We start from the raw sequence: 23142 nt of genomic DNA, 5'->3' as shown, positions 1-23142 counted from the left end.
CGATGCAATCACACGCGGTAGCCTTCGCCTTGGTTATGGTTGCTACGGTGCTCGGGTGCAGCGCCGGCGCCGGTATAGTTCGAGGCGACGCGACGACTGCACCACTGCTCGCCCTGGTGCTCACGCTTGGGATCGGGGCGGTCTTTGCCTGGGGTGTTGTTCCACAATTGGCCACCGTAGCGATTGCTACGAGCGTGATTGCTGGCAACGTGTACGCGGTCAACGGCCGGATCGGTAGCTTCGGGCACGACACGATCCTCACGTTGGCTGTGGCGATGCTGCTGTCGGTGTGGATCGCGCGCCGGCGTCAACGGCTCCGCTTCGCGACGGCTGAACAGAATCTGACCCGCCAGCGGAACGAAGCGCAGCGTGTCAGCGAAGAACGCTTTGCCGCGCTGGTACAGCACTCCTCGGACATCGTTCTCATTCAGAGCCTGGATGGCGTCGTTCGCTACGCCAGCCCGGCAGTGCAGCGCGTGCTCGGATATTCTCCAGAGCAGTTGGTCGGCCGCGATTTCTTCGCGACGTTGTCGCATGCAGAGGATCGCGGCACGCTCCAGCGCCTGTTCGAGTCCATCGCCGCAGCTGGCGCCAACGCCAGCGCGGAGTTCCGCGTGCGGCGCGTCACCGGCGAGTGGGCGTATCTCGATGCCAATGCGAACAACCTCCTGCACCATCCGCAGATTCAGAGCATCGTTGTCCATGCGCGCGACATTACCGATCGCAAGCGGGCGGAGATGGAAAAGGTCACGCTGCTCGAGGTCGCGCGCGACGTCACCGGCACGTTCGACTTGTCGGAAATGCTCGACCGCGCGCATCGCCGCATCGCTGAGGTGCTGCCCTGCGACGCGGTCGCTACGTACTACTGGGATCCGCAAGTCCACACCTTTCGCATGCTCGCGCAGCACGGACTGACCGCGGATCTGCTGCGCCAGGCGGCCGCCTTCGAGTTTCGCCGCGGCCTGCCGTTCGTCGAGCAGCTCCGCGGCGAGCGCACAATGGTGATCAACGACATCGTGGAGCAATCCTGGATTCCCGCCGAGTTGTTCACGGGCAGCCCGATCACGGCGTTGGCGTGGACGCAACTGAACGTCAAAGGGCGTGCCCTCGGCGTGCTGGTCGTCTTCAACACGCACCCCACGCGTCGATTCGAACCGCGTCAGAGCGAAATGCTGGAAGGCATCGCCGACCACGTCGCGGTCGCGATCGAGACCACGCAACTGCATCGGGCGCAGCAACAAGAGGCGGAGGTCTCCGCGGCATTGGCACGGGTCGGACGCGAACTTATCTCGTCGCTTGATCAGCCGGCCCTGCTCGACAAGTTGTGCCAGATCACGACCGAGGCGTTGGCCTGCGACTGCAGCCACACCACCCTCTGGGATGTGACGGCGGACGCATACACGTGCAGCTCCGGCTATGGGTACGGCGCGGAGGAGTGGGAGTCGATTCGGGTGTTGAAGGCACCGCGCGCGTTGCTCAAGGATTTTGTAGACAATCTGGAGCGTGACGAAGTGGTGCAAGGAGTGGTGCCCCAGTCGTCAGACGATCCGATGGCGTCGCTGGCGCGACAACTCGGCTTAACGTCGGTGGTGTGTATGGCGCTGCGTCGCGGAACCGAGCTGATCGGTTTCCAGGTCGCCGGTTGCCGGGGGCGGCGCTCGTCGTTCACGATGGCGCAGCTGCGCATTGCGCGCGGCATCGCTCAACTCGCGTCATTCGCTCTGGAGAATGCCCGTCTGCTCAACGAGCTGGCCCATGCCGGTCGTTTGAAATCCGACTTCGTCGCCACCATGTCGCACGAACTGCGCACACCACTGAACATCATCATCGGGTACAACGACTTGTTGCTCGATGGCACCTTCGGCGCGGTTACCAACGAGCAGAGCGATACGCTGCGGCGCATGGCGCAGCGTGCGAAGGAACTCGGCGATCTCATCAACAACACGTTGGACCTCAGTCGATTGGAGGCGCGAGCCGAGCAACCCTTGGTGCGCCAGGAATTCAGCCTCGGCGATCTGATCGGCGAGATCGACGGCGAGACCCGCGAGCTGCAAGCCAAGCCCGGGCTGCACGTGACCTGGCGCGTGCCGCCGGGTTTGCGCCTGCTGTACACGGACGCGACGAAGTTGAAGTTGGTGGTCAAGAACCTGATCGTCAATGCGCTCAAGTTTACCGAACACGGGAGTGTCGCCGTGACCGCCGACGCGCGCGACGGCGGCGTCGAGTTGTGCGTCACTGATACTGGAATCGGCATTCCACCGGAGGCATTGCCCGTGATCTTCGAACCGTTCCGCCAGGTGGACGGCGCATCACTGGGATCGCATAGCGGCGTGGGCTTGGGCTTGTACATTGTCCGCCGGTTTCTCGATCTCCTCGGCGGTACCATCGCCGTGCACAGCCAGGTCGGTGCGGGATCGACGTTTCGCGTGTGGATTCCGCACGACATCAGAGATACGGACGGGCGCGCCCTTCCGTCAACGCCTGGTCCGCTGAGCAACTGATCGGCGTCGCGGGATCGGTTACGCGCCGCTCTCCGCCAGGCGGACTGCGATCCCGGCTTCGCCGTCGGCTCGCACGGGCGGAGATGACTGGAGCAACTTGCGCCAGCCAACTTCTGAGAGCCGGGCAGGCTCGGTGGACGCGACGAAGTCGACGAGCGCTTCAGCGAATCGGTCGGGCGCCTCGCAATGTGGGAAGTGGCCGACATCGTCGAAGATCGCGAGACGACTGCCGGGCATGGCCGCGTGCGCCGCGGTCGCATGGCTGACGGGAATGATCGGATCCTGAGCGCCCCACACGATCAGTGTCGGCACTTGCGATGTCAGGTACAAGCGGTCGCTCGCGCTTACGGCTTGTCCGTCGAGGTCGATGACGGAGTGAAGGGTGCGAAAAAATGCCCGGCGCGTGTCGGCGTCCGACAGCGATGCGTAGCTGCGCCACATTTCTTCTACCGCAGGAGCGACGCGCAGCCCGATCGTGCGCAGCCACGACCTGACCCACAGTCCGGCGTCTCGAAGGGGCGGGGAACAAACCAGCGGGAATACGTATTCGGCTCCGGGAAAGGTCAGTGCGCGGAGCAGAAAGTTGACCTCCGGGCCGAGGCCGCCGCTGCTCACCAATACCAGGCGCTCGCAGCGCTCGGGAAATTGATAGGCCAACTGCATCGCCACGCCGCCGCCGAGGGATTGGCCGACGAAGGTTGCGCCCGTATGTCCGAGGACCTCCAAGAGGTCGCGCAGGACATTGGCGTGAGCGCTGAGCGAGTACTCGCCTCGCCGCGGCGCCCCCGATTCTCCATGCCCGAGCAGATCCGGTGCGACGACGGTGAAGTGCCGGGCCAGCGCCGGCAAGACGTGCTCCCAGGTCATCGAGCTGCCGGCCATGCCGTGCACCAGCAGCACGACCGGCCCCTGGCCAGCCGTACGGAAGGCGACGCGGTGGCCGTGGATCGACACATGCTGCGTTTTCATCGTGGCCCCCCGTGAGACGCTAACCATCGCTACGCCGTCAACCGGCTGCGTCAGCGCCCGAATGCGCTGCGGAAGCGCTCGATGACTGACGCGGCGGTGATGCTGGCATCGGCGAAGATCGAGTCAGCCGACCGCTTCACGTCCTGCCACGATTCGCCCGCAGCCGCGGACACGTGCTTGAGGGTAGCGGCGGCTTCGCGCTGTTTTGTCTTCAAGACCCCAAGCTGCGCGCGCGCATCCGTACGCAACTCGCGAATCCGGGTGCGCGCATCGGCTTCGATCTTTTGCTCCGCCTTCCGCAAACCGCGCTGGATCTCGGCGATGGATTTTTCCAGATGCGTAACGCCCTGCTGAATTTCTCCGTAGGCGGCGCGTGCCTCGCGCGACATTGCCGCGCGCGCCCGCTCGCCGGCGCTCGTCGTTTTGGAACGCTTCTTCTGTGCCTTGGCGGACATGATCTTCTCCCTCCTACATCCATCGGGGCTCGACCATCCGGCGGGCGCTCCGCCCGAGTCGTCAACCCAGCCGTCTCTAACACGGACGCGCACCGTATTGCGAGATGACCGTCGTCATGCCGGAAGTCTCTAGTTGCGCCGCGCTCAAGGCAGATCGAAGAGCAGGACTTCCGCGTCTTGCGTCGCACCAACCCGCAATGAGCGTTCATCGCTCGCGGCGGCGCCGTCGCCTGCGGCGAGGCGGTGATCGTTGAGGGTCGCCGTTCCGCGCGCGACCTGTACCCAGGCATGGCGCTTGAGTGCCACCGAGTAGGTCACCGCTTGCCGAACGTCGAGCCGAGCGGCGAGAATCGCGACATCCTGATGCACGGTCACCGAACCATCACGGCCATCGTGCGACGCGAGCAGCTGCAGGGCGTTGCGGGTGTCGGCGAAGTGCGTTTGTTCGTAACTCGGCGCCAAGCCGCGCCGCTCGGGCGTGATCCAGATCTGCAACAGGTGCACCGGTTCGGATTGTGAGGAATTGTACTCGCTGTGGGTCACACCGGTGCCGGCGCTCATGCGTTGGACGTCGCCCGGGCGAATGATCGAGCCGTTGCCCAAACTGTCACGATGCTCGAGGGCGCCGGCGAGGACGTAGGTGACGATTTCCATGTCCTGGTGGGGGTGCGTTCCAAAGCCGCGGCCCGGTTGCACGCGGTCCTCGTTGATCACCCGCAGCACGCGAAAGCTCATGTGCTGTGGATCGTGATATTCGCCGAAGGAGAACGTGTGCTGCGTGTCGAGCCAGCCGAAGTCGAAGTGGCCGCGAGCCGCGGCGGGCCGGATGGTGATCATGGCGTCCCTCCGGCTGCACAATACTCGCATCGCGCCACGGCTCAAGTATACTCGCCGACGATGAATCGTCCCGAAGATTCGCAGCGCGTGGTCGATCCCACCGGCGCGCTCAATGTTGTGCACGTCGGCGTGCGCGGCAGCCGTCTCCGCGACCTCTACCTTTCGTTGCTGGTGTCTTCGTGGTGGCGGCTGCTGATCGTGCTGGTGGCGCTGTTCGTCACCACCAACAGCATGTTTGCTGTCTTGTACTTGCTCGGCGGCGACAACATCGAGAACGCGCGCCCAGGCTCGTTCGCCGATGCGTTCTTCTTCAGCGTGCAGACGATGGCGACGATCGGCTACGGTAAGATGGTCCCGCATACGCTGTGGGCCAACGTGCTGGTGACCATCGAGTCGTTGGTCGGCCTGCTGGGTATCGCCCTTGTTACGGGCTTGACCTTCGCGAAATTCTCGCGGCCGACGGCGCGGGTATTGTTCAGCCGCGTGGCGGTGGTGACGCGACGGGACGGCGTTCCCTGCCTAATGTTTCGCATGGCCAATCAACGCGGCAATCAGATCGTCGAAGCGCGTATCCACGTTGTGCTGGCGCTGACCGAAACCACCGAAGAAGGGGAAGTGATCCGGCGGCTGCACGACCTGCATGTGCCCCGCGCTCAGAACGCGCTGTTTGCGCTGTCCTGGACGGCGATTCACCCCCTCACCGAGAGCAGCCCGTTGTTTCACGCCACGCCGAAATCGCTCGCCGACGCCGAGGCGGAGATCATCATCTCGCTCACCGGTCTCGACGAGAGTTTTGCGCAAACGGTGCACGCCCGACACTCGTACGTGGTCAGCGACATCAGGTGGAACGCGCGCTTTGTCGACATTCTCTCGCGCACTCGTGATGGGCGGCGCAGTGTGAACTACGCCCACTTCCACGACACCGTTCAGTCGGACACCTGACGAGGCGCGGGCTGCTAGCTCTGTCCCGCGCCGAGATGGAGCGCGGCAGCGAGTCTCAAGCAGCGGGGGCGGACTGTGCTTTCGCCGCCGCCTTCTTGCGCGCGGTCTTGGCGCGGGCGCGCGCCGCGGTGGCGACTGGCCGGGCGCATTGGCAGCGACTGCACGAACAGATGGGCGCCTGACAGCGCGGGCAAATCGGGCGATCCGGCGTAATGGGAGCGCCGCACCGCGGCGCTTGGCAGCGGTGCCAGTGCTTGCCGAGATGGGCCTCGGGGTGAGCCGGCACCTCGTCGACCTCCTCGTCGGTGACGAACAGCAAACCGTTCGCGCGCGAGCGAACGCGGTAGGCCGCCGCGATGCTCGACCACATCTCGATCTTGACGTGTTCGCGCGTGTCGCGCAGCGTAACCCAATCCTCGGCCCCGTAGCGGTGTGGAGTGTCTTTCATGGGCATGGTGAACCTCTCGCTCAGGCGACTTCGGCCGAGCCTTCGGCTTGTCGCTCCAAGCGGTGGCGCTCGGCCCTCGACTCGTTCATCACGAATTCGAGGACCGGGTCGGATAGTTGTGTGAGACTGGCCGCGGCGTCCTTGAGGGAGCCGTGCTCGACAGCACGCGAGAGCACCTCGTTCTTCGTCGGCCCGCGCTTGTCGCCGAGAAATGGCTTGACGATGAGGTAGACCACGTCGCGCAGCTTCATGTAGCGAGTGAAGCGGCGCAGCAGTCGCAGCGTTTGCAGTGGGTAGTGCGTGAGCTTGTAGATGAACAGCCGGCGCAGCCCCGCGCTCCGTTCGGCGTTGATCAGTGGTCCGTCGAGACAGGTCGGGTCAATTTCGGAACACTTGAAGTACTTGTACCAATCCGTCGCATCATTCACCACGCCGCGCTGGAGGTACTCTTGCCACAGCGGTGTGCCGCGATAGACGCACAGCCGGTTGAAGGCGAAGGTATCGAGGCGCAGCTTGGAGGCGAAGTCGAAGGTGGCACGCATATCTTCCACGGTCTCGTCCGGATTGCCGACGACGAAGAATCCGTGCACGATCTCGATGCCGGCTTGCTTGGCGTTGGTGACGGCGGTCTCGACCTCGGCCAGCGTCTGTTCCTTCTTCAAGCGATCGAGCACCGCCTGGCTGCCGCTCTCGATGCCGAACATGATGGTGCGGCAGTGCGCCTTGGCCATGGCGGGAAAGAGGTGTTGCGCGGTCGAGTCGACGCGGCCCTCGCAGCCCCACTCGATGGTGACGCCGGCCTGGTTGATGCCCGCGCAGATGGCCTCGATGCGTTTGGGTTGCAGCAAGAAGTGATCGTCGACAAAGTAAACGGATCCGTACCCGAGCTGTTGCAGGTGCACGAACTCGTCGATAACGTGCTGCGGACTGCGCGAGCGCCACTTGCCTTCATTGAAGATCGGAATGTCGCAGAACACGCACGGCCACGGACAGCCGCGCGAGGTCTGCATCGTGGTGAAGCGCTCCATCGACAACACCGCCGGCACGTCGAGCGGCATCGACTCGACGAAGTCCAACGGCAGGCTTTCGCGGTCAGGAAACGGCCACTGGTCGAGGGCGCGATCCATCGTCCGGTTGGGATTGTGGATCAACTGGCCGTCCTTCATCCAAGTCACGCCGGCGACCTCGGTCGGATCGTCAAGCCGGTCGAGCAGATCGAGCAGGAGTTGCTCCCCGTCGCCGCGACAGACGAAGTCGACTTCGGGACACTGCAGCTTGACTAGTTGCGCGTTGAGGGTGGCGAAGACGCCGCCGAACGCCAGCCGGGTCTGCGTATTGGTCGCGCGGATCTGACGCGCAAGCATCTTGGCGTACGGGTAGCTCGTGGTGCTCAAGAAGCTCAGTCCGACCAGTACCGGTTGTTGTCGCTGGATCTCGTCGATGATGACGTTGTCGGGCGTTTCCGGGTTCGCCTGATCGAACATCACGCACTCGTGACCGGCGCGCTTGAGCACCGCCGAGAGCGACATGATCCCGATGGGCGGGAAACCCATGACGCGGATGTTGCCATTCTTCGCGCGCGTCGCGGTCGGCAACGCGTAGAATTGCGGATCGCGGATGTGAATCAAGAAGACGCGCATGGGCATCCGTTTCGTGCACCTCAGATCGGCGTAGCTACGCGTGGCTCACTAAGGCGCAGGCGGCGGAGGTACAGAGCGGCAACCCACCACTCGCTGCGGTCGGTGATTCGCCTGATTTGATAGGCCACACCTTCGCGCGCGCGGGGGCGCCACGAGACGATCTCCACTTCTTGACCATCGATGAGATCGTTGCCGATCGTCTTGCCCTCGGCGTCGGTCATTGGGACCGGCAGCGGCGTACCCCCATTCGGCTGTGGCCAATTTACGAATGCGCGCCAACCGACGCAGAAGACAGGGCCGGTTTTGACGCGCTTGGGAGCCGGCTTCGAAGTCGGCAGATGGCTGAATTGCATGGAGTCTCCTGAGTGCCGTGGGTTGACAGCCGGCGCTGCCACCTGTGTGCGCCACTCCCGCGTCTGGAGGATGTTCGCGCCCGCCTCATTGAGGCGGGCGCGAAGGGTACAACTGGTCGCGACTAGTAGCGACGGTTCCAGCCGCCGCCACCACCACCGCCACCACCGCCACCACCGCCACGGCTTTCGCGCTCTTTGGCCTCGTTCACCTTAAGCGCGCGACCCTTGAAATCCTGCCCGTCGAACTGCTGGATGGCCCGCTGAGCCTCGCCGTTCGAGCTCATTTCCACGAACCCGAACCCGCGCGACTGACCGGTTTCGCGATCAGTGATGACCGCCACCGATTCGCAGGCGCCAGCCTGAGCGAACAGCTCTTCGAGATCCTTCTGGGTCACGTCGAACCCGAGATTGCCGACGTATAGTTTCCTTCCCATTGCACGAACTCCCTTATTGATGGGTCGCCGCCGCGACCGCGTTGCGTTTGCCTCTTCTTAGGACAGCGGCACCTGTTGTCGCTGTCATCGCTGATTGTGGGGTGCGGGAGGCGTGCCGAGACGCCGCAGTGCTAGGCGGGATTCTCGCGCCAGACAGTCAGTTTGAGTGGCGCGACCATAGCAGGTGTGCCGCTGGGGTACAACCGAACGCAAGCAGCGAACGCAAGCGAACAATGACCGGTCCAAGTTCGAGGAGAATCGGCGCTTGGCTCCGCCGCCGGGGCCAGATAGACCACGCGCGTGAGCCTCGCCATTCGCGCCGAAACGATCGCCGACTACGCGGCGATTCACGAGATCAACGCCCTTGCCTTCGGCCGTGACGATGAGGCGCGACTGGTCGAGGCTATCCGTGCATCGGCCGAATTCATTCCCGAGCTGTCGCTCGTGGCCGTCGATGGGACGACCGTCGTCGGTCACGTCCTCTTTAGTCGCATCGCCCTTCAAACTAGCGAAGGCGCGCTGCCGGCGCTCGCTCTGGCACCGATGGCGGTGCGACCGAAGTTCCAGAACCGCGGCGTCGGTTGCGAGTTGGTGCGACACGGTCTCGATGACTGCCGCCGACTCGGGCACCGCATTGTCGTGGTCGTGGGGCACCCGAACTACTATCCACGCTTCGGATTTACCTCCGCGCGCGCCCTCGGACTCGAAGCCCCGTATCGTGATGCCGCCTTCATGGCGCTCGAATTGATGCCGGGAGTGCTCCGCGGGGTTCGTGGTACCGTGGAGTACCCGGCCGCGTTCAGCCAGGTGTAAGGCACACCCGTTGTTGACCGAGTACGCCGCTGCGGATGCGCAGAATCCATTCGCCCGAATCGCCGTCCCAGCACCACGACTCGCCAGCGAGCGCGTCGGCTGCGGCGATCGTGCGTGACGCGCCCGGTACCCACGCGGCGAAACCGCGCGGCCGAGTGGCGGCGTAGCCGCGGATATCGATCGACGACCCCGGCGTGCCTAGCACGTCGAAGCGAATGCCATCCGTCGTCGTCGAGATGCCGGCGATGCGCCGGTCACCAGCGGTGGTGTACTTGCTCACGTCGCCGAACACGGTCACGTCACCGGGCAGCAATGGGCACAGCACGCGATAGTCCCAGTCTTGAAATTCGAGCGTACAATCCCAGCCGCCGTTGCGTTCAATGCGTTCCCACCGGCGACTACGCCAATCGTACACGAGCACCGCGCCGTCCGGTCGCACACTACCGAGGTCAGCGAGGTCGATCCGGAACTGCAGTGGCTGCTTCTCGCGCCACGCGTTGAAGCTGGCGACGTACAGCCAGCGGCCGGCCGGATGCTGGCTGAAGCACTCGCCAACCAACGGTGACGCTTCGAAGAAGCTGTTGCGGAGAAAGCAGCGGTCGAGCGCCGCGAGCGGCACGTCGGGTTTGATCAGCACGCCATCCTCGCGGCAGACCCGCATCACCAGGTTGCGATCGGTGTGCCCGCGTTGATCGCCGATCGCCACCGGCCCCGCGCTCAACCCGGCGAGCAGCGCCTCGACCTCGGCGTATTCCTCGCCCGCGCTGATCGCGGTCGCGCCGTGCGAGAGAAACACGTCCTTGAACGGATGGAGACCGAGGGCGCGCGCCAGCGCGTTGGTGTGAAGGAACCACACCCAGTTGAGTCCATTGTCGAACAGGTAGCGATAATCGCCGCTCGTGCGGATCGATGTGAGATGCCGCAGCGTGACGGTCTGGAAGAAGTCAGCGGGGGTGGCCATGCACCATTGCAGAGTGAGCCCGTGCTCGCCGGCGGCGCGGTCGAGCTGCTCCTGCCACGCGCGCGCGCGACCGGGCGCGGCGCGCAGGCCGCGCACGCCCAAGAACGACTCGACCATCCAGTCTTGCTCGTAAGTGATCGCGCCCCACGCCGCCGCCTGCGCCATGAGCCGATCGAACAGCACCCCGTCCGTCGGGTGCGCGTACGCTCCATCGCTCCACGCCGCGTACTGTTCAAAGTAAGGTGACTGGCGCGAGAAGTGACGGCTGTGAAACGTCAGCGGCAGACCGCCGACGCGCCGTTGGAGATCAGATGCGCCGTCGGGAAAGAGGTCCGCGCGTGGCTCCCATTTCAACATGCCGCTCGGCGGCACGATCGGCGCCCCCTCGGCGCTCACCTCGCGGAGGTTCTCATGCGGGTAGAACCACGAATCGATCTGCAACGAGCGGACTGGAACATCGTGCGCGTGCAAGTCGGCAACGACGTGTTCCAACGTGGTGAGGTAATCGCACTCCGGCTCGGTGCGGTAGTAGAAGACGCTGCCGTTGTCGGTCCAGTACGACAGCTTGCCGACGCCGGCGTCGGCGTAGCGGGTCGCGCGCTGAGTCCCATGACGCTGCCGCAACAATGCGGCCCACGCGTCGAGCACCTCACGCGGTCCATCGCCCGTCCATAGCACCAACTCTGTTGCGAAGCCGGCGGGAACCTCTGCCAGGTCACCGTGCCAGCCGCAGCGTACGCCTTCAGCGGCCGACTCGCGGTCAGCTGGCACGACGATGATCTGTTCGTGAAACTGATCGAGCGGCGCAAGCAGCAGCGTGCGACCGTCGGGCGCAATGAATAGCAACGGCTCGACCACCGGTGGCCGATTCGGCGCGAAGCGGAAGCCCGTACAGTGCGCATCGCCGCTCACTGGCAACGCGAACTCGGTGTACTGATGGCCACACGACACGGTGCCGGCCGGCACGCCGCCAGCTTGACGCTGCGTTGGCCGGAACAGTGGCCACACGACCGAGGGCTGTTCGAAACGCCCAGTGCTGAGTTCGCGCACACCGTCCGGGGACTCGATGCGAAACACGATGACGGGCGCGTCGACGTAGGCGCGGACGCTGGTGCGAAGCGAGATCGGCAGCGTTGCCCACGCCACGTCGACACCATTGTACGCGCCGAGATCGTCGCGCCCCGCGAAGCTGTGGAGGCTGGGTTGCAAACGCCGCGCGCCCGGTACGTCGACGCCACCGCCGTGCACCTCTCCCGCGCGCTGCAACATGAAGCCGATCGGCCCGAGCCAGTCCGGCTCGCCCCAACTCAGACGCCACGGCACCGAGTCACCGAGATGCAGCGTGAGCCCGCGTGCGGCTTCGAGTTCGTCAGCGGGCGGCATGCGGCGCTCAGTATCGTCGCGCGTCGCGTATCGCAAGTACCCACTCTTCTACTGACAGCGGCGAGTGCTACAATCGCGCATGTCCTCGAATCAGCAATACGCCCTCGGGTCCCTCTTCGGCCCCGGTCGCGACGACATGGCGAGCCATACTCCGCACGCGCATCACCTCGGCATGAAGGTGATTGAGACCGGGCCGGGCTTCGCCATCATCATGCTGCCCTATCGTGCGGAGCTCATCGGCGACCCGGTCCGCAAGGTCGTCTTCGGTGGCGCGATTACCACACTCCTCGATCACGCCTCCGGCCTTGCGGTTGCGTGCGCGCTCGATGTCTTGCGGGCGATCGCGACCGTGGACCTGCGCGTCGACTACCTCCGCGCCGCGGCGCCGGGGCTCGATCTCTACGCGCGCGTCGACTGCTACAAAGTAACGCGCAACGTTGCCTTCATTCGTGGCATTGCTTACGAGCGTGGCCCCGATGACCCGTTCGCGAGTTGCCTGGGCACGTTCATGCTGGGGGCGAATCCTGCCGGCAGCTCCTTCGAGCGGTTCATGCGCGATGGCGCGCCCGAGGACAGGGAGGAACCGTCGTGAGCGATGTACTCGATTTCATACCCTATGCGCGCTTTCTCGGCGTCGCGGTGGATCGCGCCAACGGCGCGCTCGAATGTGTGCTGCCGTTCCGTCAGGAGATCATCGGCAACGTCATGCTCCCGGCGATCCACGGCGGCGTTCTCGGTGCGTTCCTCGAGCTGACGGCGATTCTCCGGCTGATCGACGAGAGCGGCACCGACAAGGTGCCCAAACCGATCAACTTCGCGATCGACTACCTCCGCTCCGCTGGCCCCGCCACCACCCGCGCGCGCGCCGACATCTTCAAACTCGGCCGTCGCGTCGCCGTGGTCCACGTCATCGCGTGGCAGGACGACCCATCGCGCCCAGTCGCGTCGGGCAACGGAAAATTCTTGCTGTAGCGGGCGTTGGTTCGCGCACGTTGCAGACTCTTGCGTCTTCAATGACGTACAACGACCTCATTCCGGAGCTTGGGGTTCTCGACATCGAAGCGAGCCTGCGGTTCTACACACAGACGCTGCCCTTCAAGATCGAGTATCAACGGCAAGACGTTGGGTTTGCGTTCTTGTCCCTCGGCAACAGTCAGTTGATGCTCGAACAGGTTTCGGCGACCGACGCCGCAACCGATGAGGAGTTACGGGCGGGGGCGTGGCGAACCGGCGCGCTCGAATACCCGTTGGGTCGCGGTATGAACCTTGAGATTCGCGTCGAGTCGCTTGACCAAATTCTCCTGGCGTTGGCGAACGCCAACTACCCGCTCAAGATGCAACCCCGCGAAGCATGGTACCGACGGGAGACCATCCTGATCGGCCAGCGACAGATCCTCGTGATGGACCCGGACGGATATCTCCTCAGGTTCCATGAAGTCCTTGGTGAACGGCCCGCTGACTAGGCGAAGCCCGTCAGAAATAGACGTGATCGACGTAGAATCCGCGCTCGGACACATCGGGAGGCTCGCCGAGGCGGCACTGAAACTGAACCTCCACGACGGCCTCGGCGAGGTCGCGAATCAACTCCGATCCCAGCGACGCGGGGGAACTGAAAATCGAAAGATGGGTGACGCCGCGGTCGGCTAGGCGGGCACACCACGCGCGCAGCAAGCGCTCGAAGTCGCGCAGCCCGCGTTGCGGATCGAAGCCGTAGTCGAGAACGTACGCACGTACCGACTCGGTCGTCTTGCCGTTTTCGTCGCGGACGCACAGTTCGCCGGACTCCCACACGCCGACGACTGCCTCGCCTTCTAACCACACCCGCGCCCATCCGTACGACTCGGGAAGGCGATCGAGGCGGCTCGCCAACCGTCCCGCGTCGTATGGAAGAAACATCTCCTCGCGTTCATGGCAGGCGTTTACCAACGCGACGATCCGCGCCGCGTCAGCGCGCGTTGCCGCGTGACCCGCGGCAGTCCCGGACACCGCGGCGCAGCGCAGCAGCGCGCGGAACGGCCGATAGTTCCACGCGCGCGCGATCCGCCAGGTGTGTGCGCCGCTGGCCGATGCTTGCCACTCGCGCACCGCTTCGTTGTGCGGGTCGGTGTAGACATAGCCGCTATCCGGCCGGGTTTCGGTTTGAGCGAACTCGTTCACGCGCGCCGAGAACGCGTCGTTGAGTCCGATCCGCTGATGGCTGGGCAGCACGCGGGTGTGATGCCGATACAGCAGCGTGACCAGTTGACCGCCGACGCGCGCACGGTGCGCGCCGATTGCCTCGCAGGCGATTGGCGTCCCGTTGTCTTCGGCGAGAAACACCCGCGCTGCGTCCATGAGACGGAGTTGATCGAACAACTGCGCGCCGCGAACGATGGTGACGCGCACACCGTCGTCACGGACGATGGCGCTGCCGCGCTCGATGCTGGCGATGGCGTCGGCATCCGCGACGGTCGCGCGGCGGATCGCGACGCCGGCGGGAAGTTCTCGCTGGATCTCGAAGCGCGTGAGTCGATGCGGCGGCGCGAACTCCACGCCGCAATCGAGCCGCCAGCGGCGCGCGCGCTGATCGAGGAGGATGACTTCAATGACATCGCCGGCGCCGCGCCGCACCGCCGCCAGGCGATGCGGTCCGATCCGTATATTCCAGAACGCAAGGTACGCGCCGAAATTCTCATGTTGGCCGAACGGCCCGACGCCCGCCAACGCTGCCGCCAGCTCGTCCGCCGCGACTGCTGCACCGCCGGATTCGAGTAGGCGGAGCGCCCAGCGAACCCGCGCTGCCCGATCCCCGGCTACATCCTCCAATTCGTGATCAGTCATGCCCTGATGAAGATCGCGAGTTCCGTCTCCATCGTCAAGCGCTTGTTGAACGATGCGAGCGAGCCATACCCCGAGTTGGCTTGCACCAGAGATCCACGCAACGCGTCCGTCATGCCGGCGAAAGCCGGCATCCAGGCGGGGGGACGGGGCGCGATCCTGGATTCCGGCTTTCGCCGGAATGACGAGTGGGGATGTCGGCGCTCTTGTGAAGAGCCTCCCGCGTTGAGGTTTCGCGCGCGCGCGAGTACCGCACGCTCGGCGTTCCCACTCGCAGTAATTGGACGATCGGGGCTGATGCGGCGAGCGATAGCTACAACTTGGTACGGCCGTGGCATGTCGCTTGCGATCCGGTGCTGCGACTCATGGCGGGGCGGGAAGACATTCTGCGGGAGATCGAGGACCATCGGGTGGCCATTGCCGACCTGGAAGCACGGCTGACGGTCCCGACCGGCCGCACGTGGCCGCCGACCGGGTTCTACCTGACCTTCTATCTGGTCGCCGGCACCACGCTCGGCATTGTCGGCAGCGTCACCAGTTTCGCCTTCCATGTCATCGGGTCCTTGATGGTCAATCAGGACCCGCTGCTGTTCCTGCGCGTCTACGGCACCGCCTTCCTCGGGGCCAAGGCGCTGACCACCGAGGATCTCAACTTCTTCATGTTGGTTGCGGTCGCGCACTTCTCGGTCGGGGCGGCTGCGGGCGCGGTGTTTCAGGTCTTCATCAGCCGTTACTTCCCGAGTTCCTATCTGCAGCAGATCGCGCTCGGCGCGCTGTACGGGTTGCTGATGTGGGTGGTCAATTTTTACTTCGTGCTGTCGTGGCTGCAGCCGCGCTTGGTCGGCGAACCATACGTCCTCAATCTGATGCCGGTCTGGATCGCGGCGTTGACGCACCTGATTTACGGACTGACGCTCGGCGTGCTGCAGCCGCTCGCTCGCTTCGTGCCGTATCGCCCGGCGGTGACGTGATGCGCGTGCGATTCGGCACCCTGCCCACACTGATGTGGATTGCGATCGTGGTGTTCGCGGCGCCGCTCCGCGCCGATGATCAAGTCGCCACGCTCAAGGGTGAAGGCGCGACGATCTACACGCGCTACTGCGTCGGCTGTCACGGCGTGAACGGCGACGGCAACAGCGCCGCGGCGCCGATGCTGCTCGTCAAGCCACGCGACTTCACCAAGGGCATCTTCAAGTTTCGTTCGACCCCGAGCGGAACCCTGCCGACCGACGAAGATCTGTATCGAATCGTCAGCCGCGGGGTGTATCGCACGTCGATGCCCGATTGGTCGTTGCTGAGCGAACGCGAGCGCTTGGCGGTGGTCGAGTACATCAAGGGCTTCTTCCCGGAGTGGAAGACGCGCGGGGCCGGCACGCCGATCTACGTTCCACCGCCGCCGGCCGCACTCGGCTCACCCGCGTCGGTGGCGCGCGGACGCGAGCTGTACACCATGCTCGAATGCACCGCCTGCCATGGTGAAAGCGGGCGCGGCGACGGGCTGTCGGCCAAGAACCTTCCGCCTGACAGTTGGGGCAACGCGCAAAAGCCGTTCGACTTCACCAAGGGGCGCCTCAAGAGTGGGCCAACGCCGCAAGACGTCTACCGCACCTTCATGACCGGCGTCGGTGGTACGGCGATGCCGTCATTCGCCGACATCTTCGCCGAACCGGACGGCGAAAACATCCTTGCCGGCGATGCGTGGAACTTGGTGTCTTACATTCTGTCGCTGCGCGCCACCGATCATTCGCCCGTTGCAGAAGCTGGAAAGGAGGCGTCCAGGTGATCGCAACCGTCGATCGGCGTCCGCTGGTCAACTTCGATCTCGTGCGCTGGCACTTGATCGCGAGCATGGCGTTCTTCGCGACTTCGCTACTCGGTGGGCTCGCGTATGCAATGCAGTTCAACAACCTCTATCCGCTCAGCGGCATCGAGTGGCTGTCGCCCGGACGCGTGCGCATGGTCCACACCAACATGGCGGCGTATGGTTTCATCGCCAATGCCTTCATCGGCGGCATGCTGTTCGCGATTCCGCGGCTGACGCGCCAGCCGATTCTTTCGGATCGACTCGGCTGGGTCATCTTTGGCGCGTGGCAACTCTTCATGACGCTGACCATTGGCGGACAACTCTTGGGCTACGGGCAAGGGATCGAGTGGGGCGAGACGCCGATGTTCGTCGACCCGTTGATCATTGTCGGCTTGGTGCTGCTGGTGACGAACCTGGCGACGCCCATCCTGCGCACGCAGGAGCAGGGGCTGTATGTCAGCTTGTGGTATTTCCTCGCGGCCTTCGCGTGGACCGGCCTGGTCTACTTCATGGGCAACTACCTGCCGCAGTTTTGGGTACCGGGCACGGCGGGCGCGGCGATCACCGGGTTGTTCATCCACGATCTGGTCGGTCTGTTCGTCACGCCAATCGGTTGGGGCCTGATGTACTTCTTCGTGCCGCTGCTGCTGCGCAAACCGATCTGGAGCCACGCGCTGTCGTTGATCGGGTTCTGGGGGTTGGCGTTCTTCTATCCGATGCAAGGCGTACATCACTTCTTGTACAGCCCGATCCCGATGTACGCGCAGTACGGGGCAGTGGTGGCGACCATCGCGGTCGAGATCGTCGTCATCACTGTCATCGTGAACTTCTTCGGCACGCTGCACGGCCGCGCCGACGCGATTCGCGGCAACCTCGCCATTCGCTGGTTCTACACCGGCATGATCATGTACGCGCTGACCTGCTTCCAGTGCGCCTTCCAGGTCACGCTGACGTTCCAGAAAATCATTCACTTCACCGACTGGGTGGTGGCGCACGCACACATGGTGATGTTCGGCGTGTTCGGTTTCTGGATCATGGGGTTGATCATCGAGCTGTGGCCGCGCGCGGTCGGCCGGCCGTGGGCGACGCCGCAACTGTTGACGCTGCACTACTGGTTCACGCTGATCGGGCTCGTGCTGATGGTGATCGACTTGACGGCGGCCGGCTTGGTGCAGGGCTTTAGCTGGGCAGCCTTGAGTCACTGGGGCGAATCGGTCGTCGCCTCGATGCCGTTTTGGTGGGTGCGCTCGGTCGCCGGCTTGCTCATCATCGCCGGCCAAGGACTGTTCTTCTACGCGATGTGGGCGACGGCGCGGCAACCGAGCACGCTCGCCACGCGGGCGGCGGTCGCGGTGGCGCAGCGGGTGTAACGAATGGAACGATTCGGAGCGAGCTTCCTCATCGCCGGCGTTCTGACGTTTTTGCTCGGCTTCGTCTTGCAGGGGCTGCTGCCGGTGCTCACGCTGCGCAAGTTGCCGATCGCGTCGGTGGCGGAGATCGCCAAGACCATTCCGCCCGAGTTTCATCAGCTCGCGGAGGACTATCCGGACGAGTTTAAGCGTTACTTCGGTGAGGTGAACCCGACGAGCTTCGCGCATGCGCTGGAGGTCGGCAAGGCCAACTACATCGCCGAGGCGTGTTGGCACTGCCACTCGCAGTTCGTCCGGCCGGTCTCGAAGGAAGATCTGCGCTTCGGGCCGGTATCGCAGCCCGGCGAATACCAGAACATGATGAACCTGCCGCACTTGTTCGGCACGCGGCGCGTCGGTCCCGATCTGATTCGCGAGTCGGGCAAGCACTCGAACGACTGGCATGTCGCGCACTTCTACGATCCGCGCAGCGTGGCGCCTTATTCAGTGATGCCGGCGTATCCGTGGTTCTTCGACGAGCAGCGGCGACCCACCGAGCGCGGGTTGGCGTTGGTGGCCTACGTGCAGTGGCTCGGCAGTTGGGTCACGCAAGTGCCGGCCACGATCTACAACGTGGACGCGTTGCAAGGAGGTTCGTGATGTCGACGCGACGACTCAGAGCGATTCGCGGCAGGCGCGGCGATCAATCGCTCCTTAGAACGATCGTGACGATCGGCTTTGCGGTCGCGGTGTTGGTGATCGCCGGCCTTGGCTTTACCTACAAGATGACTGAGTTCGTGATGACGATCGTCAACGACGATATCGCGGGTTTCGGTGCGGCCGCCGTTGGTGTGTATCTCATCGGCATGCTGCCCATCGTGTTTCTCACGCTGTGGGCGGTGATGACGGGAAAATTCCGCGACGTCGAGCAACCAAAGTTCCGTATGCTCGAACTCGATCGCGAGATCGAACGCGGCGGAGAGCTGGGGTCGCATCATGGCTAACGAACCGGGTTCCACCGAACCGCTGAGTGCCGGCCCTATTCTCGCGCCGCCAGGAGCCAGCGCCGCCACCGCGTCGCGGCCCGACCAGACGCTCGAAGACGGCCGCTTCCACATCTACGAAGGCAATCCGGCGCCGTGGTGGATCGGACTGTTGTGGCTGTCGTTCTTCATCTTCGGCGTGACCTACTTGATGCTCAATCTGATGGAGTGAGGCGACGGTCGAGCAGAGGCGACGGGTGAAACGCTTCGCATGGAAGTCGAGCGCCCTCTCCTTCGTCATTCCGGCGGAAGCCGGAATCCAGGCTCGTGCCCCGACACCCCGCCTGGATACCGGCGTACGCCGGCATGACGGACCCGCTGTCGAGGGTTCCTATGCATGGCTGGATGAATTCATGAACGCGGTCGTGATCGAACAGCGGTTGGTCACAACCAGTGACGTGCAGACGGCCGCCGACTGCGCCCATTGCGGCTTGCCGCTCGGGCGGCGCTGGGTCATCGGCGAAGTCGAAGGCGCGCCGTCGCGCTTCTGTTGCTACGGCTGCGTGCTGGCGTGGCAAGTCACGCGCGCCACCGGCGAGCACGGTGCGGCGAGCGCCATCTTCGTGCGACTGGGTCTCGCGATCTTCTTCGCGCTGAACGTGATGATGGTGAGCATGCCGACCTACGTGCCATATGTGTACGGCACCGCTGCCGGATCGAGCGATGGTCCGCTGTTTCAGGTGCTGCGCGTGCTGGCGATGCTGATGACCGCGCCGGTGCTGATGTTGCTGGGGTGGCCGATCCTGCGCGGCGCCCTCGGCGCGCTCCGCAAGGGCGGCGCCAACACCGACGCGCTCATCGTCCTCGGCACCGCGGCGGCATATGCGCTGTCGGTCTCGAACACGCTCGCCGGACGGGGTGCGGTGTACTTCGACACGGCGGCGATGTTGCTCGTGTTGGTGACGATCGGCCGCTATCTCGAAGCTCGCGCGAAGGCGGAAGCCGGCGCGGCCGTCCGTGCGACGCTGGCGCCAGCGCCCGCGGTTGCCACGCGCATTCGTGCGGGCGTGAGCGCTGCCGTCGCCGTTGATGCGTTGCGCGCCGGTGAAGTGGTCCGTGTCACGCCTGGCGAGGCGTTTCCGACTGATGGCGTGGTGATCGACGGCACCGGCGGGGTCGATGAGAGCGCGTTGACAGGCGAGAGTCGCACCATCCTGAAAGAGCCGGGTAGCGCGGTGGCGAGCGGTACGTGCAGTGTCGATGGGCTCTTTCGCGTGCGGGTCAGCGCACGTGCCGCGGAGAGCGCGGCCGCGCGTGTCGCAGCGCTGTTGGAAGCGGCCCGTCGTGAGCGCGCGCCAGCCGAGCGACTTGCCGATCGCGTTGCCGCGGTGTTGGTGCCGATCGTGATCGTGATGGCTGCCGGCGCGATGCTGTTCTGGAGTATGCGGGCGGGCGTTGAGACCGGAGTGTTGGTCGGCCTGGCCGTCCTCGTGGTTGCCTGCCCGTGCGGGCTCGGGATTGCGACGCCGGTGGCCGTGTGGACAGGACTGATGACGGCGGCACGCCACGGCGTCATCGTGCGCAGCGCGCCGACATTGGAACGCGCGGCCGATGTCGCGCGCGTGTTCTTCGACAAGACGGGCACGCTCACGCAACGCGTGCCGCGTCTCGTGGCGATCGAGCCGGCTCCCGGCGTCGCGCTGTCGCGCGACGATCTGCTGGCCCGCGCTGCGGCATTGGAAGGTGCGCTCACGCATCCGCTCGCCCTGGCGATCACCCAGGCCGCGCGAGCCGCGCACTGTCCGCTGCTCGAAGCCGGGTCGATTCGAGTTGTACCGGGGCGCGGTGTAGGTGGTGTCGTTGACGGCGAGTCACTCGCGCTCGGCTGCGTCCGCTTCGCCCACGAAGAACTCGGGCGTCTCGATGATCAGCACGACGCGACGGTGTGCTTGTGGCGCGGGCAGCAATTGCTCGGCCGGTTTGTGTTCGAGGAAGATGTGCGGGCGGAGGCACCGGCGGCGGTCGCCGCTCTTAATGACCTGGGGGTCGAAGTCGGATTGCTCTCCGGCGACGTGCGGGCGGCGGCGGTGGTGCCGCGTCTGATCGCGCCGATGCGAGCGGCGCTCGGTCTGCTGCCGGAGGACAAGCTGGCGCACATTCGTAGCGCGACTCCGCAGGGTGCGACGGCCATGGTGGGTGACGGCATCAACGACGCGCCGGCACTGGCGGCGGCGGGTATTGGGATTGCGATCGGAAGCGCCACCGACCTCACTCGGATGACGGCCGATGTCGCCATCGTGAGCGACGACCTGCGCCGTGTGCCGTGGTTGCTAGGTTATGCACGGCGCGTGCGCCGAGTCGTCCGGCAGAATCTGTTCTGGGTGTTTGCCTACAACGCAGCCGCGCTTGCCGTCGCGGTTACCGGCGCCCTCAATCCGTTGGTGGCATCGTTGGCGATGCTGGGCAGTAGCTTCGTCGTGGTGGCGAACGCGCGCCGATTGCGCAACGGGAACGTCTCGTGACGTGGTACCTTGCGATCTTCGTGGGCGGACTCGCCGCGTCACTGCACTGCGTCGGTATGTGCGGCGGATTTCCACTCGCGCTGGCCGCGGTCGCGCCCGGCCGCAATCTGCAACGGCAAGTGCTCTACAATCTCGGCCGGCTCAACACGCTCGTCTTCATCGGTGCAATCTCTGGAGCGCTCGGCGCGGGGATGGTTGCCGGTGGTCCCGGGCATGTGGCGGAGCAACTGCTCGCGCTGGTCGCCGGCGGCTTCATGATCCTGGTGGGACTCGAAGTGCTCGGCGTGCTGGCGCACATCACCACGCGCGGTGCAGTGTTGGCGCAGGCGACCGTCGGTCGCGTGCTCGGTGGCGTGATCCGCTCGCGATCACCCGCGGCGCCGCTAGCGCTCGGTGTGTTCAATGCGTTTCTGCCGTGTCAGTTGATCTACGCCTTCGCCGCGCGCGCCGCAGCGACGGCGTCGATCGGCGAAGGCATGCTTACGATGCTGTGTTTCGGTCTCGGCACCGTGCCGGCGATGCTGTCCGTCGGCGCGACGCGGGCCTTGGCTCGGCCGTCCATTCGAGGATACTTGTCGCGTTTGTCGGGTTGGCTGGTGATTGCGTTTGGGTTGGTGACGCTGCTGCGTGCGTTCGGCGTCGGGCACAGCGGCCACTGAACCGCCGGCGCGTCCGCACAGCGGACCTTACGGTGTCCGATCTTGTAGGGTCCGCTATTGCGGGCCATCATGGTTAGCCACATCGACGTTAGCAGCGCGTTCAAAAAGTGCGGCGCCCTTCGAGACGGCGCTGCGCGCCTCCTCAGGGCGAACGGGAAAGTGTTGTGGCACAAAGGATGAACCGCTCATGCTGAGGAGCGCCGAGAGGCGCGTCTCGAAGCATGCGGGGTTTTCCAACGAGCTGTTAGCCTTGCGCCAACACGATCGCGACCAACAGCGCGGCGGTGACGACGAGCTTGATCAGCGCGATAACGGCGCTGCCAACGACGATGCGAATCAGGCGCGTCTTGCCGTTGCGGCGCAACGCGGCCGCCACCAAGACCGGGATGACTGCGTAACTCAGCCCGATGCGCCAGAAGTGACTCTCGCGTGCGTGCGCCCACACCGGCCCGCCGACGAACACGAAGGCCGCCAGCGAGGCGATCACGATCAGTAGAAACTGCGCGCGCGAGAGATCGAGCGCGGTCCATATCCCGCGTGTCGGCAACGGACCGAACAACGACGGCGGTTTGCCAGCGGCGGGCTCCACCATCTCCCTGTACCGTTGTCGTCGCCGCCGCACCAGCGTAGGTTCGCTGTCCGCGAGACAGCGAAGGAAGGAGGCGGGCGTCCCGCCGCCTCCTTTTTCTAGTCTTTGTTCTCCGCTTTGCTCTTGGTCGCGCGCTTGCCGCCTGTGCTGTCCGGCTCGCCGGTGAACGCGTGACCCACTGACGTGCCGACACCGCGGCCGACACCTGCCGTGCCGGTGCCGAGATCTTTGAAGCCCTCGCCGAGCTGCTTGCCGCCCTCGCTGTAGTCTTCCTTCGAACTCTCACCGGTGAAGGTCTTCTTGATGCCGCGTCCGATCCCGCGAAACCCTTCGCCGACCTCTTTGCCGCCCGACTTGATCTTCTGCTTGCCGCCGTGAACCGTCTTGGGAACCGTTTCCTCGGTGCTCGGTTCTTCGGCGATCGCATGAGTCGCGACCAGCAGGACGGAGGCGAGCACGAGTGAAAGCCAGCGTGTCATTGAGACTCCCTTATCCGAACGCGAGCGTAGCCCCATTGCCGAAGCAGTCAAGACGAGTGGGGATTCACCGCAGAGTTACCATGTGTTCGGTTGGAGTGAGCTGAGAAAGATGGGAGCCTCACCTTGTGCACGCGGGACACGCCAAACGTGGCCGCAAGATTGTTGCACCAAGAAGGGAGGCTCCCATGACCAAGGTAGTGCAGC

At 64.8% G+C, this 23142-nt stretch carries 25 protein-coding genes; 14 read left to right on the top strand and 11 right to left on the bottom strand.

All coding sequences use genetic code 11. The features are described 5' to 3' along the window. Nucleotides 1–2 precede the first annotated feature (2 nt). Nucleotides 3–2501: a PAS domain S-box protein gene (locus HYR72_07520; GenBank protein MBI1814810.1), complete on the top strand. Its 2499-nt coding sequence runs from the start codon at nucleotides 3–5 to the stop codon at nucleotides 2499–2501. An 18-nt stretch (nucleotides 2502–2519) separates the two neighbouring features. Here HYR72_07520 and HYR72_07515 read toward each other — a convergent pair whose 3' ends face one another. Genes HYR72_07515 through HYR72_07505 form a run of 3 tightly spaced genes read right to left on the bottom strand, consistent with a single transcriptional unit; the run spans nucleotide 2520 to nucleotide 4762 of the window. Beyond that, nucleotides 2520–3470, bottom strand: a complete 951-nt coding sequence (locus HYR72_07515) for an alpha/beta fold hydrolase (GenBank protein ID MBI1814809.1) — start codon at nucleotides 3468–3470, stop codon at nucleotides 2520–2522. Between the two features lie 50 nt (nucleotides 3471–3520). Beyond that, on the bottom strand, nucleotides 3521–4018 hold the full coding sequence (locus HYR72_07510; GenBank protein ID MBI1814808.1) for a hypothetical protein: 498 nt from the start codon (nucleotides 4016–4018) through the stop codon (nucleotides 3521–3523). A 51-nt stretch (nucleotides 4019–4069) separates the two neighbouring features. Beyond that, a complete protein-coding gene (locus HYR72_07505) occupies nucleotides 4070–4762 on the bottom strand; it encodes a pirin family protein (protein MBI1814807.1) in 693 nt (230 codons plus the stop codon). A gap of 60 nt (nucleotides 4763–4822) precedes the next feature. Between HYR72_07505 and HYR72_07500 the strand changes: the two genes are divergently transcribed. Beyond that, on the top strand, nucleotides 4823–5704 hold the full coding sequence (locus HYR72_07500; GenBank protein MBI1814806.1) for an ATP-sensitive inward rectifier potassium channel 10: 882 nt from the start codon (nucleotides 4823–4825) through the stop codon (nucleotides 5702–5704). Nucleotides 5705–5759: 55 nt separating this feature from the next. Here the strand turns inward: HYR72_07500 and HYR72_07495 are convergent, their stop codons facing one another. The 4 genes from HYR72_07495 to HYR72_07480 form a co-directional block, all read right to left on the bottom strand. Continuing rightward, nucleotides 5760–6152, bottom strand: a complete 393-nt coding sequence (locus HYR72_07495; protein MBI1814805.1) for a hypothetical protein — start codon at nucleotides 6150–6152, stop codon at nucleotides 5760–5762. A 20-nt stretch (nucleotides 6153–6172) separates the two neighbouring features. Next, entirely contained in the window at nucleotides 6173–7792 is a 1620-nt protein-coding gene (locus tag HYR72_07490; protein MBI1814804.1) for a B12-binding domain-containing radical SAM protein, read from the bottom strand. Between the two features lie 20 nt (nucleotides 7793–7812). Next, entirely contained in the window at nucleotides 7813–8145 is a 333-nt protein-coding gene (locus HYR72_07485; protein MBI1814803.1) for a hypothetical protein, read from the bottom strand. Between the two features lie 122 nt (nucleotides 8146–8267). Then, complete coding sequence (locus HYR72_07480; protein ID MBI1814802.1) at nucleotides 8268–8579, bottom strand: RNA-binding protein; 312 nt, start codon at nucleotides 8577–8579, stop codon at nucleotides 8268–8270. Nucleotides 8580–8879: 300 nt separating this feature from the next. On the opposite strand from HYR72_07480, the gene HYR72_07475 reads away from it, so the two are divergent. Then, nucleotides 8880–9392 (top strand): N-acetyltransferase, encoded by a 513-nt coding sequence (locus HYR72_07475; protein ID MBI1814801.1) that lies wholly within the window; start codon nucleotides 8880–8882, stop codon nucleotides 9390–9392. Here the strand turns inward: HYR72_07475 and HYR72_07470 are convergent. After that, nucleotides 9379–11736 carry a hypothetical protein gene (locus tag HYR72_07470; protein MBI1814800.1) on the bottom strand — a complete coding sequence of 786 codons (2358 nt, stop codon included), beginning with the start codon at nucleotides 11734–11736 and terminating at the stop codon, nucleotides 9379–9381. The genes HYR72_07475 and HYR72_07470 overlap by 14 nt on opposite strands. 79 nt (nucleotides 11737–11815) lie before the next feature. On the opposite strand from HYR72_07470, the gene HYR72_07465 reads away from it, so the two are divergent. From HYR72_07465 to HYR72_07455, 3 genes are read left to right on the top strand one after another with little or no spacing between them, the layout of a single operon-like run. Next, entirely contained in the window at nucleotides 11816–12328 is a 513-nt protein-coding gene (locus HYR72_07465) for a PaaI family thioesterase (GenBank protein ID MBI1814799.1), read from the top strand. Continuing rightward, nucleotides 12325–12708: a PaaI family thioesterase gene (locus HYR72_07460; GenBank protein ID MBI1814798.1), complete on the top strand. Its 384-nt coding sequence runs from the start codon at nucleotides 12325–12327 to the stop codon at nucleotides 12706–12708. Before HYR72_07465 ends, HYR72_07460 begins: the two co-directional genes overlap by 4 nt. Before the next feature lie 41 nt (nucleotides 12709–12749). After that, a complete protein-coding gene (locus tag HYR72_07455) occupies nucleotides 12750–13199 on the top strand; it encodes a VOC family protein (GenBank protein ID MBI1814797.1) in 450 nt (149 codons plus the stop codon). A gap of 10 nt (nucleotides 13200–13209) precedes the next feature. On the opposite strand, the gene HYR72_07450 is transcribed toward HYR72_07455, so the two are convergent. After that, the gene (locus tag HYR72_07450) at nucleotides 13210–14556 is read right to left on the bottom strand and encodes a hypothetical protein (GenBank protein ID MBI1814796.1); all 1347 of its coding nucleotides are present in this window, start codon (nucleotides 14554–14556) and stop codon (nucleotides 13210–13212) included. Nucleotides 14557–14918: 362 nt separating this feature from the next. Between HYR72_07450 and HYR72_07445 the strand changes: the two genes are divergently transcribed. The 8 genes from HYR72_07445 to HYR72_07410 all read left to right on the top strand — a co-directional run bounded on the left by HYR72_07445 (nucleotide 14919) and on the right by HYR72_07410 (nucleotide 21870). After that, complete coding sequence (locus tag HYR72_07445; protein MBI1814795.1) at nucleotides 14919–15524, top strand: hypothetical protein; 606 nt, start codon at nucleotides 14919–14921, stop codon at nucleotides 15522–15524. Then, nucleotides 15524–16336 (top strand): c-type cytochrome, encoded by an 813-nt coding sequence (locus HYR72_07440; GenBank protein ID MBI1814794.1) that lies wholly within the window; start codon nucleotides 15524–15526, stop codon nucleotides 16334–16336. Before HYR72_07445 ends, HYR72_07440 begins: the two co-directional genes overlap by 1 nt. 65 nt (nucleotides 16337–16401) lie before the next feature. Beyond that, nucleotides 16402–17727: a cbb3-type cytochrome c oxidase subunit I gene (locus HYR72_07435; GenBank protein MBI1814793.1), complete on the top strand. Its 1326-nt coding sequence runs from the start codon at nucleotides 16402–16404 to the stop codon at nucleotides 17725–17727. A 3-nt stretch (nucleotides 17728–17730) separates the two neighbouring features. Then, nucleotides 17731–18366, top strand: a complete 636-nt coding sequence (locus HYR72_07430) for a cbb3-type cytochrome c oxidase subunit II (GenBank protein MBI1814792.1) — start codon at nucleotides 17731–17733, stop codon at nucleotides 18364–18366. After that, nucleotides 18366–18710: a hypothetical protein gene (locus tag HYR72_07425; protein ID MBI1814791.1), complete on the top strand. Its 345-nt coding sequence runs from the start codon at nucleotides 18366–18368 to the stop codon at nucleotides 18708–18710. Before HYR72_07430 ends, HYR72_07425 begins: the two co-directional genes overlap by 1 nt. After that, entirely contained in the window at nucleotides 18703–18921 is a 219-nt protein-coding gene (locus HYR72_07420; GenBank protein MBI1814790.1) for a hypothetical protein, read from the top strand. The genes HYR72_07425 and HYR72_07420 overlap by 8 nt, the downstream gene beginning before the upstream one ends. 25 nt (nucleotides 18922–18946) lie before the next feature. Continuing rightward, entirely contained in the window at nucleotides 18947–21211 is a 2265-nt protein-coding gene (cadA, locus tag HYR72_07415) for a cadmium-translocating P-type ATPase (GenBank protein MBI1814789.1), read from the top strand. Beyond that, nucleotides 21208–21870 carry a sulfite exporter TauE/SafE family protein gene (locus tag HYR72_07410; GenBank protein MBI1814788.1) on the top strand — a complete coding sequence of 221 codons (663 nt, stop codon included), beginning with the start codon at nucleotides 21208–21210 and terminating at the stop codon, nucleotides 21868–21870. Before cadA ends, HYR72_07410 begins: the two co-directional genes overlap by 4 nt. A 244-nt stretch (nucleotides 21871–22114) precedes the next feature. Here HYR72_07410 and HYR72_07405 read toward each other — a convergent pair whose 3' ends face one another. Together HYR72_07405 and HYR72_07400 are read right to left on the bottom strand one after the other, a co-directional pair. After that, complete coding sequence (locus HYR72_07405; protein ID MBI1814787.1) at nucleotides 22115–22462, bottom strand: hypothetical protein; 348 nt, start codon at nucleotides 22460–22462, stop codon at nucleotides 22115–22117. 95 nt (nucleotides 22463–22557) lie between these two features. Further along, nucleotides 22558–22938, bottom strand: a complete 381-nt coding sequence (locus HYR72_07400) for a hypothetical protein (GenBank protein ID MBI1814786.1) — start codon at nucleotides 22936–22938, stop codon at nucleotides 22558–22560. Nucleotides 22939–23142 lie beyond the last annotated feature (204 nt).

The organism is Deltaproteobacteria bacterium (assembly GCA_016178705.1).
Lineage (GTDB): Bacteria > Desulfobacterota > Binatia > HRBIN30 > JACQVA1 > JACOST01.
This window is presented reverse-complemented; position numbering and strand designations above follow the sequence as displayed.